General features: G+C 50.8%; 15 protein-coding genes. 9 read left to right on the forward strand and 6 right to left on the reverse strand.

From position 1 onward, the window contains the following. Positions 1-64 precede the first annotated feature (64 nt). A complete protein-coding gene (locus ACSQ8O_RS02270) occupies positions 65-604 on the forward strand; it encodes a PadR family transcriptional regulator (RefSeq protein WP_056622311.1) in 540 nt (179 codons plus the stop codon). Between the two features lie 22 nt (positions 605-626). Here the strand turns inward: ACSQ8O_RS02270 and ACSQ8O_RS02275 are convergent, their stop codons facing one another. Continuing rightward, entirely contained in the window at positions 627-1,112 is a 486-nt protein-coding gene (locus tag ACSQ8O_RS02275; protein ID WP_056622309.1) for a hypothetical protein, read from the reverse strand. Between the two features lie 189 nt (positions 1,113-1,301). On the opposite strand from ACSQ8O_RS02275, the gene ACSQ8O_RS02280 reads away from it, so the two are divergent. Next, positions 1,302-1,976, forward strand: a complete 675-nt coding sequence (locus tag ACSQ8O_RS02280; RefSeq protein ID WP_436240300.1) for a response regulator transcription factor — start codon at positions 1,302-1,304, stop codon at positions 1,974-1,976. Continuing rightward, positions 1,973-3,118: a HAMP domain-containing sensor histidine kinase gene (locus ACSQ8O_RS02285; protein ID WP_436240301.1), complete on the forward strand. Its 1,146-nt coding sequence runs from the start codon at positions 1,973-1,975 to the stop codon at positions 3,116-3,118. The genes ACSQ8O_RS02280 and ACSQ8O_RS02285 overlap by 4 nt, the downstream gene beginning before the upstream one ends. A gap of 547 nt (positions 3,119-3,665) precedes the next feature. Here ACSQ8O_RS02285 and ACSQ8O_RS02290 read toward each other — a convergent pair. The 3 genes from ACSQ8O_RS02290 to ACSQ8O_RS02300 all read right to left on the reverse strand — a co-directional run bounded on the left by ACSQ8O_RS02290 (position 3,666) and on the right by ACSQ8O_RS02300 (position 5,789). Next, entirely contained in the window at positions 3,666-4,037 is a 372-nt protein-coding gene (locus ACSQ8O_RS02290) for a DUF2500 domain-containing protein (protein ID WP_436240302.1), read from the reverse strand. Between the two features lie 54 nt (positions 4,038-4,091). Beyond that, positions 4,092-4,535: a GNAT family N-acetyltransferase gene (locus ACSQ8O_RS02295; RefSeq protein WP_436240303.1), complete on the reverse strand. Its 444-nt coding sequence runs from the start codon at positions 4,533-4,535 to the stop codon at positions 4,092-4,094. 177 nt (positions 4,536-4,712) lie between these two features. Beyond that, positions 4,713-5,789: a M42 family metallopeptidase gene (locus tag ACSQ8O_RS02300; protein ID WP_436240304.1), complete on the reverse strand. Its 1,077-nt coding sequence runs from the start codon at positions 5,787-5,789 to the stop codon at positions 4,713-4,715. 161 nt (positions 5,790-5,950) lie between these two features. Here ACSQ8O_RS02300 and ACSQ8O_RS02305 point away from each other — a divergent pair, with 161 nt between their 5' ends. After that, on the forward strand, positions 5,951-6,676 hold the full coding sequence (locus ACSQ8O_RS02305) for an MBL fold metallo-hydrolase (RefSeq protein ID WP_436240305.1): 726 nt from the start codon (positions 5,951-5,953) through the stop codon (positions 6,674-6,676). Between the two features lie 18 nt (positions 6,677-6,694). Beyond that, entirely contained in the window at positions 6,695-7,273 is a 579-nt protein-coding gene (locus ACSQ8O_RS02310; protein ID WP_436240306.1) for a TetR/AcrR family transcriptional regulator, read from the forward strand. 615 nt (positions 7,274-7,888) lie between these two features. Here ACSQ8O_RS02310 and ACSQ8O_RS02315 read toward each other — a convergent pair. Then, the gene (locus ACSQ8O_RS02315; RefSeq protein WP_436240307.1) at positions 7,889-8,575 is read right to left on the reverse strand and encodes a DNA-3-methyladenine glycosylase family protein; all 687 of its coding nucleotides are present in this window, start codon (positions 8,573-8,575) and stop codon (positions 7,889-7,891) included. Positions 8,576-8,722: 147 nt separating this feature from the next. Between ACSQ8O_RS02315 and ACSQ8O_RS02320 the strand changes: the two genes are divergently transcribed. The 4 genes from ACSQ8O_RS02320 (at position 8,723) to ACSQ8O_RS02335 (ending at position 14,882) form a co-directional block, all read left to right on the forward strand. After that, on the forward strand, positions 8,723-10,720 hold the full coding sequence (locus ACSQ8O_RS02320; RefSeq protein WP_436240308.1) for a GTP-binding protein: 1,998 nt from the start codon (positions 8,723-8,725) through the stop codon (positions 10,718-10,720). Positions 10,721-10,908: 188 nt separating this feature from the next. After that, positions 10,909-11,487: a glycerol-3-phosphate responsive antiterminator gene (locus tag ACSQ8O_RS02325; protein WP_436241927.1), complete on the forward strand. Its 579-nt coding sequence runs from the start codon at positions 10,909-10,911 to the stop codon at positions 11,485-11,487. After that, a complete protein-coding gene (glpK, locus tag ACSQ8O_RS02330; RefSeq protein ID WP_436240309.1) occupies positions 11,484-12,992 on the forward strand; it encodes a glycerol kinase GlpK in 1,509 nt (502 codons plus the stop codon). The genes ACSQ8O_RS02325 and glpK overlap by 4 nt, the downstream gene beginning before the upstream one ends. 135 nt (positions 12,993-13,127) lie before the next feature. Further along, the gene (locus ACSQ8O_RS02335) at positions 13,128-14,882 is read left to right on the forward strand and encodes a glycerol-3-phosphate dehydrogenase/oxidase (RefSeq protein ID WP_436240310.1); all 1,755 of its coding nucleotides are present in this window, start codon (positions 13,128-13,130) and stop codon (positions 14,880-14,882) included. A 391-nt stretch (positions 14,883-15,273) separates the two neighbouring features. Here the strand turns inward: ACSQ8O_RS02335 and dgoD are convergent, their stop codons facing one another. Next, the gene (gene dgoD, locus ACSQ8O_RS02340; protein WP_436240311.1) at positions 15,274-16,422 is read right to left on the reverse strand and encodes a galactonate dehydratase; all 1,149 of its coding nucleotides are present in this window, start codon (positions 16,420-16,422) and stop codon (positions 15,274-15,276) included. Between the last annotated feature and the right edge of the window lie 18 nt (positions 16,423-16,440).

A 16,440-nucleotide genomic window follows, 5' to 3' on the forward strand; every position in this document is an offset into this window, starting at 1 on the left:
GAATGAAAATCATCATACTACCGAACTGTTTATATGTCAATAATGACATAAAGGAGGAGCGCTATTGAATACCCTTTCATATGGATTATTAAGCCTTTTAACCAAAAACTCCCGCTCGGGGTATGAGCTTATGCAGCATATTCAGCCTTTTTGGTCAGCCAAACATAGCCAGATCTACCCACTCTTAGCACAATTAGAGCAAAAGGGGCACGTCGCCTTCGTACATGTTCCTCAATCGGATAAGCCGGATAAGAAAGTCTACTCCATCACGGAGCAAGGGAAGGATGCTTTACGGGGCTGGATTGCTGAGCCAACGGATGAACCCGTGACGAGAGATGAGCTTTCCCTTAAGGTGTACTGCATTGGTTTAGTGGATAAAGAGCAGGCGAGGAAGATGCTCGCAGTACGCGAAGTATATTATAAGAAGAAAAAAGAGCGATTCAACCTCCTGATGGATAAGATCCAACAAGGAAGTGAGAAACCGCTCGATCAATTAGAAATTGGTGATGATGCATTCGGCATGTATGTATTGGTACATAAAGCCACAATGAAGGTAGATACGGATTTGTACTGGTGTGAGTGGATGAAGGAGAAACTGAAGTGATTCGAAGTATTTTTAAGTGATCCTAACTGCCGATTTCCTGAATGACCGTTTGGATTTTCTGCAGACGAATGTATTCGGACTTCTCTAATTGCGGTCGGAAATAAGCGTACAGATAGGCCGCATCCTCGAACGTCAATGCGGGATAGCAGACAACCTCTTGCACTACGAGTGGATTATCCATGATAACCTGCCATTCTCCGGCTCTCTCTGCTTGAGGGATATTCGCGAAAATGTGTTTCTTGGCAGCTATGGTACTTTCGAGCTCAGGCCAAATCTTCTCCCAAGATGGACTGAAATCAACGGGTTCAGGGAAAAGTCGCTTCGCTTTCGCAACCGAATGTTCCACGGTATCCATTTCTGTGTCACCCGCGGCTTTGATCGCATCCGTGAGACTGTCGAGTAATCGCCTGAAACCTGCGAATCCTTCCGAGAGTACCTCGCGCCTAAATAGGGCTTCCGCTTCCGCGGTAGTCAGCTTGTTGAAATCCGCCAATGTGTTATTTGTCATACAGGCCACACCCCCCAAAACTGTTCCTTTTCCCAAATTTATCATAAAACATTTTCCAAATAAAGCCCTTTCATTTTTTTAAATAGGCTTTGGTTTAAATTCAGTTTATATTGCTCCTTTATGCTAATTTCTATCATATCCACAGTCTATATGCAGACAATAACATCAAGAAGTGAGGATGAATGAATCATGGCACCCATTATGATCGTAGATGATGATCCGTATATTCGTGAGCTTGTCCGCGTGTTCATGATGAACGAGGGCTTCGATGTCGTTGAGGCCGAAGATGGCGTCGAAGCGCTCAAGAAGCTGCAAACCGTCCAAGTCGATATGGTTATTCTCGATGTGATGATGCCGAACATGGACGGATGGAAGCTGTGCGAGGAGCTTAGAGAGCATTATGATTTGCCGATACTCATGCTAACGGCCAAAGGAGAAACGGCACAGAAGGTCAAGGGCTTCGAGCTTGGTGCAGACGATTACCTCACCAAGCCCTTCGAGCCGCTTGAGTTGGCGATGCGAGTGAGAGCGCTGCTGAAGCGCTACAAAATCGCTTCCTCGCAAACGATTCAGGCTGGCGATTTAAGTATGAATCGCAAAACCTATGAAATCACCGTTGGCGCAGAGAGCATCACGCTGCCGCTTAAGGAATTCGAGCTGCTCTACAAGCTCGCGAGCTATCCTGGCAAAACCTTCTCGCGCGATCAATTGATCGAGCAGATTTGGGGATTTGACTACGAAGGAAATGAACGTACGGTTGATGTGCATATAAATCGACTGCGTGAGCGATTTCCTGAGGAGCGGCACGCTTTTCGCATCGCTACAATTCGAGGTTTGGGCTATCGGCTGGAGGTGCTGAAATGAATCATCGGCACAGAGTAGAGAGAAGAGAGCGGAGAGAACGACAGAAGAAGCGGAGAATGAGCCAGAATAATAAGCAGTCCATTCTCCAGCGAATAGGCGGCTTCTTTTTTGGCTTAGGGATATTTATCCTTATTATCGTGTATTGGTTAGCTGCCTTCTATGGCACGGAGTATCTCTACGAGCATCTGGGGAAACGCCCTGCGGAAGTCATCGTGCAATTGATCAACTGCATCGGAGGCATGTTCTTCTGGGGGATTACTATGGCCATTCTTGGTCAATTTATGCGGAAGCATCAGTTGATTTTCTTCCAAAGTTTGAATCAAGCGATCCGCAGCATGTCGAGAGGGGATTTCAATGTGTTGGTAGATAATAACCCGCGGAATGGGCCTTTCGTGGAGTTAGCGGAGTCCATCAATCAAATGGCGACTGATCTCGGGCAATTAGAGAAAATGAGGCAGGAGTTTATTTCGAACGTCTCACATGAGATCCAGTCGCCATTAACGTCCATTAGCGGATTCTCCCGCGCACTGCAGAATGATCAGCTGTCGCCGGAGGAGCGTAAGCATTATTTGACAATTATTGAAACGGAAAGTGTACGCTTATCCAAGCTCAGCGAAAACTTGCTGAAACTGACTTCCTTGGAGTCGCAGCATCATCCTTTTGAACCGAAGAGCTATCGTTTGGATAAACAGCTGCGCAATCATATCCTCGCTTGTGAGCCGCAGTGGGTAGATAAAGATATAGAAATGGACATCGAACTGGATCCTGTAACCGCCGAGGCCGATGAGGATTTGCTCAGTCAAGTATGGACGAATCTTATCCACAACGCAGTGAAATTTGTACCTGTTGGCGGAACGATTCGTGTTCGAGTGGTCAGTAACGGAGATGAGGCTGTAACGCGGATTTCGAATAATGGGCCTAGCATTCCGGAAGAGGATCAGACGCATATTTTTGAACGATTTTACAAAGCAGATAAATCTAGAAATCGCATGGCAGGCGGCAATGGGCTGGGTTTGTCGATCGCGAAGAAAATCGTGGAGATGCATCACGGATCGATCACAGTGGAGAGCGGGATGGAAGAACTAACGTCCTTCATCGTCCGATTACCGATTGTTCAGAAGGCTCAGCTACCCAACATATAACATGTGAACGCAAATAGAGGCCCCCGCTTATCTATGATAACCGGAGGTCTCTATGAGTCATTTTGCCTATTCAATTGTTCTTCCACACACTCCGTTCCCCGAAAATTCGTAAGTCAGTTGCTGCAATCGATACGTTCGCCTCAAAGTTAAAGTGTCCTTTCCTCTTAGTTAATTGCCCATTTAATCAACCATACGACAAGTCCCTCACTTCTGTTCCTTTCCTAGAATGATGACCTGCCTGATCTGATTTCCCGCATGCTGGATGAACGAGTGGGACGTTCCTGCACTCGGTTCTTGTCGTTTAGAACGCAAGTGAGTAGCATGCTTCGCTAACGTGGCCCAATGGACTATCCCCTCTCCTAGAAGTTAATAAAAAGGCTCTTCGTTGATTCTGCACCGTATGGTGCGGGTTGTCCTCCCTGTCTGCCTTGAATTAATAATAGCCCATTATTAAAATATTGTAAATATTCAGATTATTCAAATATCTGCCTGAATATGCCTATTTTTTTGTTTTTTCTTCTAAATGCTTACGTATTCGTGGAATTGCTCACATTGCTTTCTTGCGTTCGAATTCTTTGAAACGAGTGCCTTGAAAAGTTAAATTCCCTACGTCCCCCTCGACCATATGGCCAAACTTCTGCCTGCCTATCCACAGTTCCATTCTGCTCCGGTCTTCAAACTCAAAAGTAACAAAGTAAGAGGTATTCGAATCTAAATTACTGGTGTTTCCCGAGAGTTGTATCCGTTTGGCAACAACCTTACAGAATCGATCTTGAATGGGTGCATTGTTATTGGATGTCCAGACCGAAAGGGATTTGATAATAATGAATAGAAAGATGCCAACCACGAGAATAAGGATGAGGATGAAGAGGATAAGGACAAGCGTACTTAAAGCTCCTTCATTTAACCCAGCTAGCACAAGTAAGCACTCCTTCGCAGTATTGATAGAATAGGTGAATCGACTTTCTCCTAGCTAGAGGAAACGTTTGACAAAACGATAGCCGGTTTCATGAAAGCCGATGGGCGGTCGTGCGCTTCGGGACATGTCAGTGGATTCTTCATCAGTCAACCACATCATGCCAGAGCAGTTATGATCACTTGCCAGCTGTTCGGCATAGCTTCTCAATTGCGCCAATGGTGCTTGGTTACTATCGGGATCTTGCTTATAGGAAATAACCGAAATTTCACTAAATGTTACATCGCGTGCGGCATGATCTCTGCGGATACGAAAGCTTAATGTACCGAGAATCCGATTCTTTTCTTCATAGACATATAGCAATTCGTCTGGGTTGCCGCGCATGTTATGTAGCCTGTTTTCAATATGTAAAGGGGAAATCAGTTTGCCAGTCAGATGAGAAACGAGTGAACTAATTGCTGACGTATCCTGGGGTGTTGCTTCACGAATGCATGTAGTCATGGGTATCCTTCTTTCTAATAACAAGTTATATTGCTAATTGTACCATATATTGGAACATTAGTTCTATATTTATGAAAAAAATGTCAATTTTTTACGTTTAAGAACAATGTTAAATGAAATGCCAAAAAAGCGCAGCAAGAATTCATCTTGATACGCTTTTTTGGTTATAAACAACGCTTAGGCTTGTGAAAGAATGGTGTTTAATGTTGTGCGATCGCTGGCTTGCACTAACTTGATCAGCAATTCCTTGGCCGCGGCGTAATCATCCACGTGAAGAATCGACGCAGATGTATGAATGTAGCGCGCACATACCCCGATCACAGCGGATGGAATCCCGCTGCCTTGTACGTGCACCTGTCCGGCATCCGTTCCGCCTTGCGAGATGAAGTACTGATAGGGGATCTTATGCGTTTCCGCCATATCCAGAATGAACTCGACCATCCCACGGTGGGTAATCATCGTGGGATCGAAGATCCGCAGCAGCGCCCCGCGCCCTAGCTGCCCGAAAGCTTGGCGGTCGCCGGTCATATCCCCGGCGGCACTAGCATCGAGCGCGTAGAACAAGTCCGGCTGAATCATATTCGCAGCCGTTCTTCCACCGCGCACGCCGACCTCTTCCTGTACGGTGGCTCCCGCGTACAGGACGTTCGGGAGCTTCGGCCCGCCGTGAAGCTCCTTCAAGAGCTCAATCGCGAGGCCGACGCCGTAGCGATTATCCCAAGCTTTGGCCATAATCCGCTTCGAATTGGCCATGGGCGTGAACGGGCAGATCGGCACGATCTGCTGCCCGAGCTTGATGCCGATGGCGATGGCATCGGCCTTGTCTTCCGCGCCGATGTCAATGTACATCGTCTTAATGTCTGCGGGCTTGCTGCGCGCAGCCTCGTCCAGCAAGTGCACGGGAACGGAGCCGATCACACCGATGATCGGTCCGTTCGCCGTCATAATCTGCACGCGCTGCGCGGGCAGGACTTGACTGAACCAGCCGCCGAGCGGCTGGAACTTGACCGTGCCGTGCTCGGTGATGCCGGTGACGAGGAAGCCTACCTCGTCGAAGTGGCCGGCAACCATGATGCGCGGTCCTGACTCGTCGCCGCGCACAACCCCGAAGAGGCTGCCGAGCGCGTCCTGCACGAACTCATCGGTATATTTGGCTAACTCGCCGCGTACAAATGCACGGATATCTCGCTCAAAGCCAGGCGCAGCTTGCATTTCGGTTAACGTTTTAAAAAGTGCTAAAGTTTCAGTGTTCATTAGGTAACCTCACTCAATTTGTATGGACTGTTGGACAAATATGAGAACTATTTTACCACAGTCTAATAAAGAACACGCAGACAAATACAGAGAAGCCTATTTACAAAACTAATGTTATTAGTTATTATACTAATATAAATAGTTAATTGGAGGCGTTGAACATGAAAATAACGCGAATCGGACATTTGTATCAGCTGGCTTTTATGCCGAGGTTTTTCCCAGTGAATTGTTACTTGGTGGAGGAAGAATCTGAATTAACCTTAATTGATGCGGCTTTACCATTCAGTGTGAAAGGTATCCTACAGGCAGCGAAGCAAATTGGGAAGCCGATTACACGCATCGTGCTGACTCATGCTCATGGCGATCATATTGGTGCCTTAGATGGTTTGAAAAAAGAATTGCCTCATGCACAAGTGTACATCTCCAGAAGGGATGCGAAGCTGTTGGCAGGCAACGTGGAGCTGGAGGCAGATGAGCCTCAAACGCCAATTAAAGGCGGCATTCCAAAAGGGATTCAGACGAAGCCTGATGTGCTGCTGACAGATGGGGATCGGATTGGGTCCTTGCAAGCTTATGCAGCTCCTGGGCATACACCTGGTTCCATGGCTTTCCTTGATGTGCGGAGCCGGGCGTTGATCGCTGGAGATGCGTTCCAAGTGCGAGGCGGAGTAGCGGTATCAGGTGTGGTGAAATTCTGGTTCCCGTTCCCAGCGATGGCGACGTGGAGTAAAGAAGCTTCTTTGGCAAGTACACGCAGATTGAGGCAGTTGGCGCCAAGCTTATTGGCAGTCGGACATGGACGAATGATTGAACAACCGGCAGCGGTGATGGATGCAGCACTGGAAGAAGCATCGGCGAAATTTCAGGGCGCATCAGCGACAATCTAGAATAAAAAGGGGTACAAAATGGCTACTAGACAAGGATTAGATGCAGAGACGGTCCTGCAGGCGGCGATAGAACTTGCAGATCAACAAGGGATTGAGCAGCTTTCGCTTGCTGCACTAGCGACCAAACTAACGATCAAAACACCTTCCCTCTACAATCATATCAAGGGCTTGCCCGATCTGCGAAAGCAGCTCTCTAAGCGAGGTCTTCTCCTCGTGAAAGAAACGATGATCGAAGCCGTAATTGGTAAAGCTGAGGATGAAGCCTTGCTGGCTGCGGGTGTGGCTTATGTGGATTTCGCTCGGAAGCAGCCAGGTTTGTATGAAGCGATCTCAGCGCTGCCTGATTATGAAGATCCCGAGCTGAAAGAGGTCGGCGCTGGGGTTGTGAGCTTCTTATTGCGCATCCTTGCGCCTTACGGACTCAGTGAAGAGGATGCGCTGCACGTGGTGCGCGGTTTTCGGAGCATGGTGCACGGATTCGCCTCGCTCGAGCATCGGAATGGCTTCCGCATGGGGCTAGATCGGGATGAGAGCTTGCGTCGGTTGTTGCAGACGTATTTGCGGGGGCTGCGTGCGGATACAGGGCGTGAGAAGTAGCGTGATGCTTACTCTCCTACATCTCTTCTTACTTGCACCTTACCAGGAAGCCGCGCCGCGAACTAAATGGAAAACATACAGCTAATTTAGGCGTATTTCATGAAATTGGACGAATAGATGGAAAACATACAGCTAAAATGGCCTATTTTTGGTGATATGGCGAGTTTGGGCGGAAATTTCCTACAGGAAATCCAGCTATTTCTCGCTTTCGGGTGATAATCAGCAGAATTAGCTACTTAAAATCCAGTTAAATTTGTTGATGTGCGTCGGGGGGCAGCTGTGAGGGAAGTTTGGATGGTTGAGGTAGAGGTAGTAGCAGATGTGGTAGAGCAGAGGGATCAGTAATAAGAAGTAGAAAATAGATATAGACGTAGATGTGTTAGGTAAAAGTAGCAGTAGATGTAGCTATTTGGTGTTTGAAGTAAGGTGAGAAGGTTAGTTAGAGTAGCTAATATTAGCAATTGCAGCAAGCGAAAGCGAGCTAGTGAGGGTTAGTGTTAGTGTGAGCATGAGCGCGAGCGTATGTCCTTTTGGACGGCTTGCGCTTTTTTTGCATGCCTGGGGAAGCGAGCTTGGTCCCGTCACTCCCCCAGATTCAGTAGGAGCTAAGCATCTCTACGCCTGCATCGGTTTTTCACAAGCTTCCACTGGCAGGCCAGAATCAACGAGGCCTGTATCAATGGCGCGCCACAAATAGAGGGAGCCGAAGCTGCGATAAGGTGCCCAGCCTTTGGCGGCGACGGCTAAGTAGTTTTTATCCGGGCGCTCGGGTAGCGCATGCAGCCAACGGGCTGCACGCTGCAGACCGGCATCGCCGAGCGATAGAATGTCTGGTCGGCCTAGGGTAAAGAGGAGAAACATTTCAGCGGTCCAGACGCCGATCCCTTTGACGCTAGTCAGCTGCTTCAGAAGTTCTGCGGTATCTACATCCTGCAGCTGATCCAGCATGACTTCACCGCTTAGCACCTTGGCGCTGAGGTCGCGGATGTAGCGGATTTTGGGATACGAGACCCCACATTGACGAATGGCTTCCTCATCTGTAGCTAGAACGTCCTCTGGCGTAATGGAGGGGATAATGTGTTTAACTCTCGTTTTGATGGTTAATGCGGCTTTGGCCGAGAGTTGTTGAGAAATAATCGACATGACGAGAGACTCATAGGGACGAAAGCTGGGTGTAAGTGTGAGCTCGCCGATGAGTTCGATTAGACGGGCTAGTTTCGGGTCAGCTTGAGATAGTGCGATGATGGCAGGGTGCTGGTTATGAAGTTTAATGGTTGTAGTAGGCACGGTAGGCTGGTGCATAACAATTCCTCCTCTGAAAATCATGTCCAAAACGGCGCATTCTCGCTACATATCCTCTCAGGATGAGAGAATTGGGTGGCTTATCCAAATTGACTCTCTTTGAGTATAATAGAAGAAAGAATGAAAGCCAAAGGGGCCGGAGCTGGGATGACAGAGGAGAAACGTATAGCGTCGAGAAGGAACGTGGGGATATTTGCGCACGTTGATGCGGGGAAGACGACAACTACGGAGCATTTGCTATATCTGAGCGGGCGTATTCGCGCGCTAGGCAGTGTAGATAGCGGGACGGCACAGACGGATTCTCTGGACGTGGAGCGTGAGCGGGGGATTTCGGTTCGCAGCGCAACGACAAGTCTAGTGTGGCAAAATACATGGATCAATCTGGTAGATACGCCAGGTCACGTCGATTTCTTGTCGGAGGTAGAGCGCTCCTTGCGTGTAATGGACGGAGCGATCCTGATTATTTCTGCGGTGGAGGGTGTGCAGTCCCAGACGGAAATGATCTGGCATGCGCTGCAATCGCTTCGTATTCCGACTTTGCTCTATATGAATAAATTAGATCGTGTCGGCGCAGACCCTGAACGCGTCTTGCAAGAGATTCATAAGCAGCTCACGGGGATGGCGGTGCCGATCTATGCGCCGCTAGGCCTTGAGGACACGTTCCGCGGCGCGCGGAACGTGCTGGACGACGCGCCCGCAGTCAGCGCGCTCCCAGGATTCGACCTCGCAGCCGCGGTCGAAAAGCTTTCCGAGCTCGATGAGCCGCTGCTCACGAGCTATATTGAAGGTGCGCCTATCGCGGCGCACGACGTCAAAAGCACCCTGCAGCGTTACGCGCGGCAGGGGGAGGCTTTCCCTTTGCTGGTCGGAGCCTCCAGCAAAGCAATAGGCATAGAGGAGCTACTCGCAGCGATCCTCGATTACTTGCCTGAGCCGCGCGGCGATGCGGAGCAGCCGCTGTCGGCCGTGGTGTTCAAGGTCGAGCGCGACAAGACCATGGGGCGCATGGCGTACGTCCGCCTCTACGAGGGGATGATTCGTAACCGGGACACCGTCGTCAATGCCACGCAGGGCGTGGAGGAGAAGGTGACCCAGATTCGCCGCATCGACGGGCGCAAAGCCGAAGATCTCGGCGTGGTCGCAGCGGGCGACATCGCGGCTGTTTGCGGCTTGACGCAGGTGCGGATCGGCGATGTGCTCGGCCGCCCGGACAGCGTGCCGGCTGCGCCGCGCATGGCGGTGCCGCTGCTGACCGTGCAAGTGCACGCCGAGAGCGATGCGCAGTATCCGGCGCTCGTCGCCGCTTTGCAGGAGCTCACGGACGAAGATCCGCTGCTCGATCTGCAGTGGCTGCAGGACGAGCGTGAGCTGCACGTCAAAGTCATGGGCGCGATCCAGCTGGAGATTCTGACGAGTCTCTTAAGCTCGCGCTTCGGCCTCGCGGTAAGGTTCGATCAACCTTCCGTTATCTATAAAGAAACGCCTTCGCAAGCGGGCGAAGGCTTCATAGCTTATACGATGCCCAAGCCGTGCTGGGCGATCTTACGGTTTCGCATCGAGCCAGGTAGCCCAGGCACCGGGCTCGTATACGAGTCTCAGGTACGCGGCGAGCAGCTGCTCGTGCAGTACCAGAACGAGGTGGCGCGCCGCGTGCCGGAGGCGCTGCAGCAGGGGCTCTTCGGTTGGGAAGTCACCGATATAAAGGTGACGTTGGTGGAGGGGGAACACCACGTGTGGCACACCCATCCGCTCGATTTTGCCGTTGCGACGCCGATGGGCATCATGCAAGGGCTCGCGCAGACGGGCACGACGTTGCTGGAGCCGATGCTGCAAGTACGCATCACTGTGCCGGAAGAGTTCGGCGGCAAGGTGCTTAGCGACCTTGTGCAGATGCGGGCGAGCTTCGATGCGCCTAGCATAGCGGGAGGCCGATTCGTCCTAGAAGGGCGGCTCCCAGTGGCAACGTCGCTCGAATATCCCGTGAAACTAAGCGCCATGTCGGGTGGGCGCGGCGTGATTACGTCCTCTTTTGCAGGCTATCAGCCAAGTCCGCCAGATGTTCATGCCGAACGTAAGCGGCGCGGTGTTAATCCGCTCGATCAGTCGAAGTATATTTTAGCAGTGAGAAAGGCCTTATCCAATTAAGCTTGGGGTGCAGCTATCGACCATTGACAGGGCGTCCCTCCTTTGAGTAAAATACAGGTAAGTTAATAACATGTGACGGAGAACAGGAGACTCACTCGGATTGCCCTTTGAATATTGGAGGCAAATCTTGGTGAGTCTTTTTGTCATGGCGGTCATGTTCAGAAGTTCAGAAAATCGAGGTGAAGCGCATGTTGCTGCAGGAGCAGTGTATTTTACCAGCCATCCGTAAGATGAAGGATTTAGAGAAGCTCATGAAGTCGTCGTACACGTATATCGTGCTGCTCGACAGTCATATTGGTCAGCTCAAAAGCATTGTGGACCTAGGCCGAGCCCATGGGAAGAAGATGCTGTTGCATGCGGATTTGATCGAGGGGCTGAAAAACGACGAGTTCGCGGCTGAATTTCTGTGCCAAAGCATTCGCCCTGCGGGGATCATTTCGACGCGCGGTAATGTGATTACGAAGACAAGGCAGAATGGCTTGCTCGCGATTCAACGGCTTTTTCTGTTGGATAGCTCGGCGCTGGATAAAAGCTACACCCTGCTCGAACGCACGCAGCCGGATTATATCGAGGTTATGCCGGGTGTCATTCCGCACATTATCAAAGAGGTGAAGGAGCGTTCGGGTATTCCGATTTTTGCAGGCGGATTGATCCGTTCCATTGATGATGTGGAACAGGCGCTCGCAGCAGGTGCGACAGCGGTGACGACCTCGAACCATGAGCTTTGGCAGCATTACGATGGCGTGACAAGGAGGCATAATCAATGACAACAACGGAATCCAAGCCCTCATATATCCTTTCCCTTGATCAGGGGACAACGAGTTCTAGAGCGATTTTATTTGATCAAAAAGGAAGTATCGTGCATACCTCTCAGCAGGAATTTAGGCAGTATTTTCCGAAGCCAGGCTGGGTAGAGCATGATGCGAACGAAATTTGGCTGTCGATTCAAAGTGTGATCGCAACGCTTCTATCTGAGACAGGGGTGCAGCCTACGGAGATTGCTGGAATCGGCATCACGAACCAGCGAGAGACGGCAGTAGTGTGGGATAAGCATACGGGGATGCCGGTGTACCATGCCATTGTATGGCAGTCTCGCCAGACGGCAGATATTTGTGAAGAACTCAAGGCGCAGGGGCTTAACGACCTGTTTCGTGAGCGGACGGGGTTGCTGATTGATGCGTATTTCTCGGCGACCAAAATCAAATGGATTCTCGACCACGTTGATGGTGCTAGAGCGAAAGCGGAGCAGGGGGATTTGCTTTTTGGCACGATGGATACGTGGATCATCTGGAAGCTGACGGGCGGCAAAGCGCATGTTACGGATTATTCGAACGCTTCGCGCACGCTCATTTACAATATTCACGAGTTGAAGTGGGACGAGGAGCTGATGGGGCATTTGGACATTCCCGCAGTGATGTTGCCAGAGGTTCGATCTTCGTCCGAGGTGTATGGGCATACCCAGGAAAGCTTATTCTTTGGTGCGGCGATTCCGATTGCGGGCGCGGCTGGGGATCAACAGGCGGCTTTATTCGGCCAAGCCTGTTTCGAAAAAGGGATGGCCAAAAACACCTACGGCACAGGCTGCTTCATGCTGATGAACACAGGGAATCATGCGATTCCGTCGCGCAGCGGCCTTTTGACTACTATAGCTTGGGGCTTGAACGGGAAGGTTGAGTATGCGCTGGAAGGCAGTATTTTCGTGGCGGGCTCGGCGATCCAATGGTTGCGTGATGGGCTGCGAATGATTAAATCTGCGAAGGATTCCGAAGAATACGCCAAACGCGTCGTATCGACCGATGGTGTGTATGTGGTTCCTGCTTTTGTCGGACTGGGGACGCCTTATTGGGATAGCGATGTGAGGGGCGCGGTTTTTGGGCTGACACGGGGGACGTCGAAGGAGCATTTTATCCGGGCAACTTTAGAATCTCTTGCGTATCAGACGAAAGACGTGTTGCAAGCGATGGAAGATGATTCAGGCATTGAGCTAACGAAGCTGCGGGTAGACGGCGGTGTGGTGAAAAATGACTTCCTCATGCAGTTCCAAAGCGACATGCTGGGTGTCACGGTTGAGCGTCCGGTTATCAATGAAACGACAGCGTTAGGGGCGGCCTATTTGGCTGGTCTAGCGGTTGGTTTCTGGCAGGATCAGGCGGAAATCGCGGCGCAGTGGCAGGTGGATCGGGCTTTTGAGCAGGAAATGGCAGCAGATTTGCAAGAAAAGTTATACAGCGGGTGGAAAAAGGCGGTAAATGCCGCAATCGCTTTTAAATAAATGCATACAGTGTTATACTACACCTAACAAGTTCATATTCGGTTGGAGACTAGGAGAAACCACAGCGGACCTTAACGTGCAAACGTGATAGGTATGTTGTGGTTTTTTCATATTCATAAAAAGGGAGAGATTGGCATGACGACAGGAATAATGGAAGCTGGACAACATAAACGGGTTGATCAACATAAACAATTCAGTGGTTTAAAAAGAAAAGAGACGCTGGAAGCGATGGCGCAGCAACAATTCGATGTGATCGTGATCGGGGGAGGGATTACCGGCGCGGGTATCGCGCTTGATGCGCAAAGTCGCGGACTTCGCACTGCGTTGATTGAGATGCAGGACTTTGCTTCGGGAACATCGAGCCGTTCGACGAAATTGGTGCATGGTGGACTGCGGTATTTGAAGCAGCTGGACGTAAAAGTTGTAGCAGAAGTAGGTAAGGAACGGGCGATTGTGTATGAAAATGGCCCTCATGTGACGACACCAGAGTGGATGCTGCTGCCTTTCTATAAAGGCGGGACTTTCGGTAAGCTGTCTACGTCACTCGGCTTAAGAGTTTACGATTTCTTGGCGGGGGTCAAGCGTTCGGAACGACGCAAAATGTTCAGCCCTAACGTGACTTTACAGCACGAACCTTTGCTTAAGAAGAAGGATCTCAAAGGCGGCGGTTACTATGTGGAGTATCGTACGGATGATGCGCGGCTGACCATTGAAGTTATGAAAAAAGCAGTGGAGCTCGGCGCGATGGCGGTGAATTATGCCAAGGTTGAGGAATTGATCGTGAAGGATGGCACGCTGGTTGGGGTGCGGGTTGTGGATCAACTGGCGGAAGTTGGCGGGAACGAGGGGAAAGAAGGGAAAGATCAAACCGCTTCCTACACGCTGTATGCGAGCAAAATTGTCAATGCCGCTGGGCCGTGGGTGGATACCCTTCGCGAAATGGACCGCTCGAAGCAGGGGAAAACGTTGCATTTAACCAAAGGGGTGCATTTGGTTTTTGATCAGAGCCGATTCCCACTGGGGCAGGCGATCTATTTCGATACGCCGGACGGGCGGATGGTGTTTGCGATCCCGCGCGATGGCAAAACCTATGTCGGCACGACCGACACGAATTACAAGGGGGATATTGCGAATCCCCGTATTACTTTGGCTGATCGCGCCTACGTGCTGCGTGCCGCGAACGAGATGTTTCCGTCCCTCGGGTTGACGGAGGTAGACGTTGAATCGAGCTGGACCGGGCTCCGCCCGCTGATCCATCAGGAGGGCAAGGACCCTTCCGAAATTTCGCGCCGCGACGAAATTTTCGTGTCGGCATCCGGCCTCATTTCGATGGCCGGGGGCAAGCTGACCGGCTACCGCAAAATGGCGGAGTCGGTCGTGAATCAGATCGCCGCCATGCTAGTGGCGGAGGGCAAGGTCTCGGCGGCGCTCCCGCCGAGCAGCACGAAGACGCTGCCGATATCCGGCGGCGATGTGGGCGGCTCCGCGCAGCTGGCGCCGTTCTTGCGCAGCAAGGTCAGCCAAGGCCTGCGGCTGGGGCTGACCGAGCCTGAGGCGATGCTGCTCGCACAGCGATACGGGTCCAACGTGGACACCGTATTCGCGCTGCTGGAGCAGCACAGGGGTGAGGCGGAGCGGCGTGGTATGCCTGCCGCGGTGCTCGCTGCGCTCGTGTACGCGATCGAGCGCGAGATGGTCGTGAAGCCGGCGGATTTCTTCATCCGCCGTACGGGCGCCCTCTTCTTCGACATCGCGTGGGCAAGGCAGTGGAAGGCTGCGGCGACGGCCTTCCTGGCGGAGCGCTTCGGCTGGAGCGAAGCGCAAACAGCGGCTTATGCAGCCGAGCTGGAGCAGATGCTCCATGAGGCGGTTCATCCGCTGGAGGCTTAAGCCGTAGATATAGGCTTTCCATCACACAAACGTGTTCCATGTCATTTAGCCGATCTGCAAATGGAACAACTGGATTTCCTGTAGCTAATTTAGCCTAAATGGTTCTTTTTGCGAAATTAACTGGAGTTTCTACAGTTAAAATGAGCCATATTCCGTGTAATAGGGATTTTCGGCTGAAATAGATGGAGTTTTTCCAGTTAATCTGCAATTTGGCGGAATTGCGAAGAATTTAACTGGAGGTTTTCCATCTATTGCGCGCGCTCGTCGATGTTTGATTCTTCGCAAGGCCTTCAAGTCTCATTCCAACAAAATAAGTCGTCCCACAATTCCTCAGGAATTGAAGGACGACTTATTTGTACTTGTTGTGCTTGCTAGAGGTAAACTCCCTCTCCTACCACTCCGCCACTGTACCATCCTCTTGACGCCAAATTGGATTCTTCCAATTGTGCCCGATGGCCGCCATTTCGCGGACCTTGTCTTCGTTGATTTCGATCCCTAGACCGGGAGCGGTTAAATTCTTCACGAAGCCATTTTCATATTGGAACACGGAAGGATCTTTCAAATAATCCAGCAGATCGCTGCCTTGATTATAATGAATGCCCAGGCTTTGCTCCTGAATGAACGCGTTAGGCGAACAAGTATCCAGCTGCAGACAAGAAGCTAAAGCTATCGGACCTAACGGGCAATGCGGTGCGATGGCAATGTCATAAGCCTCAGCCATTGCGGCGATTTTGCGGGTTTCTAAGATACCTCCAGCATGCGAAAGATCCGGTTGAATGATGTCCACGATGCCTTGGGCGAGTAGTTCTTTAAAGCCCCAACGCGTATACATACGTTCTCCTGTGGCGATGGGACACGACGTATAGCGAGCGATTTCCTTCAGTGCCTCATTGTTTTCAGGCAGAACGGGCTCTTCAATGAACATTGGGCGATAGGGTTCGAGCTCTTTTACGATGATTTTGGCCATCGATTTATGAACGCGACCGTGGAAGTCGATGCCAATGCCGACATCTTTGCCAACGGCTTCGCGGACGGCCGCAATGCGGGCAATGGCTTCATCTACTTTGCGGATCGAATCAATATAATGAAGTTCTTCCGTAGCATTCATTTTTACCGCGGTGAAGCCAGCTTGGACTTGCAGCTTAGCAGCTTGGCCTACATCACTCGGGCGGTCTCCGCCGATCCAGGAGTAGACACGTGTGCGGTCACGGCAGGCACCGCCTAATAAATCGTATACAGGGGCGTTATAGAATTTGCCCTTAATGTCCCAGAGTGCTTGTTCAATACCGGAAATGGCACTCGAAAGAATCGGGCCACCACGATAAAATCCTCCGCGGTATAGCACTTGAAACATATCTTCGATTCGCATCGGATCCTTCCCGATGATATGGTCGCTCATTTCCATTACGGCTGCTGCCACCGTATCGGCTTTCCCCTCAACGACAGGTTCTCCCCATCCTGTAATGCCTTCATCCGTTTCGATTTTCAAAAACAACCATCTTGGCGGTACTTTGAACAGTTCTAATTTCGTAATTTTCACGGTATACTTCCTCTCCCT

It is taken from the genome of Paenibacillus sp. LjRoot56, assembly GCF_964253335.1.
In the GTDB taxonomy this organism is placed as follows: Bacteria; Bacillota; Bacilli; order Paenibacillales; family NBRC-103111; genus Paenibacillus_E; species Paenibacillus_E allorhizoplanae.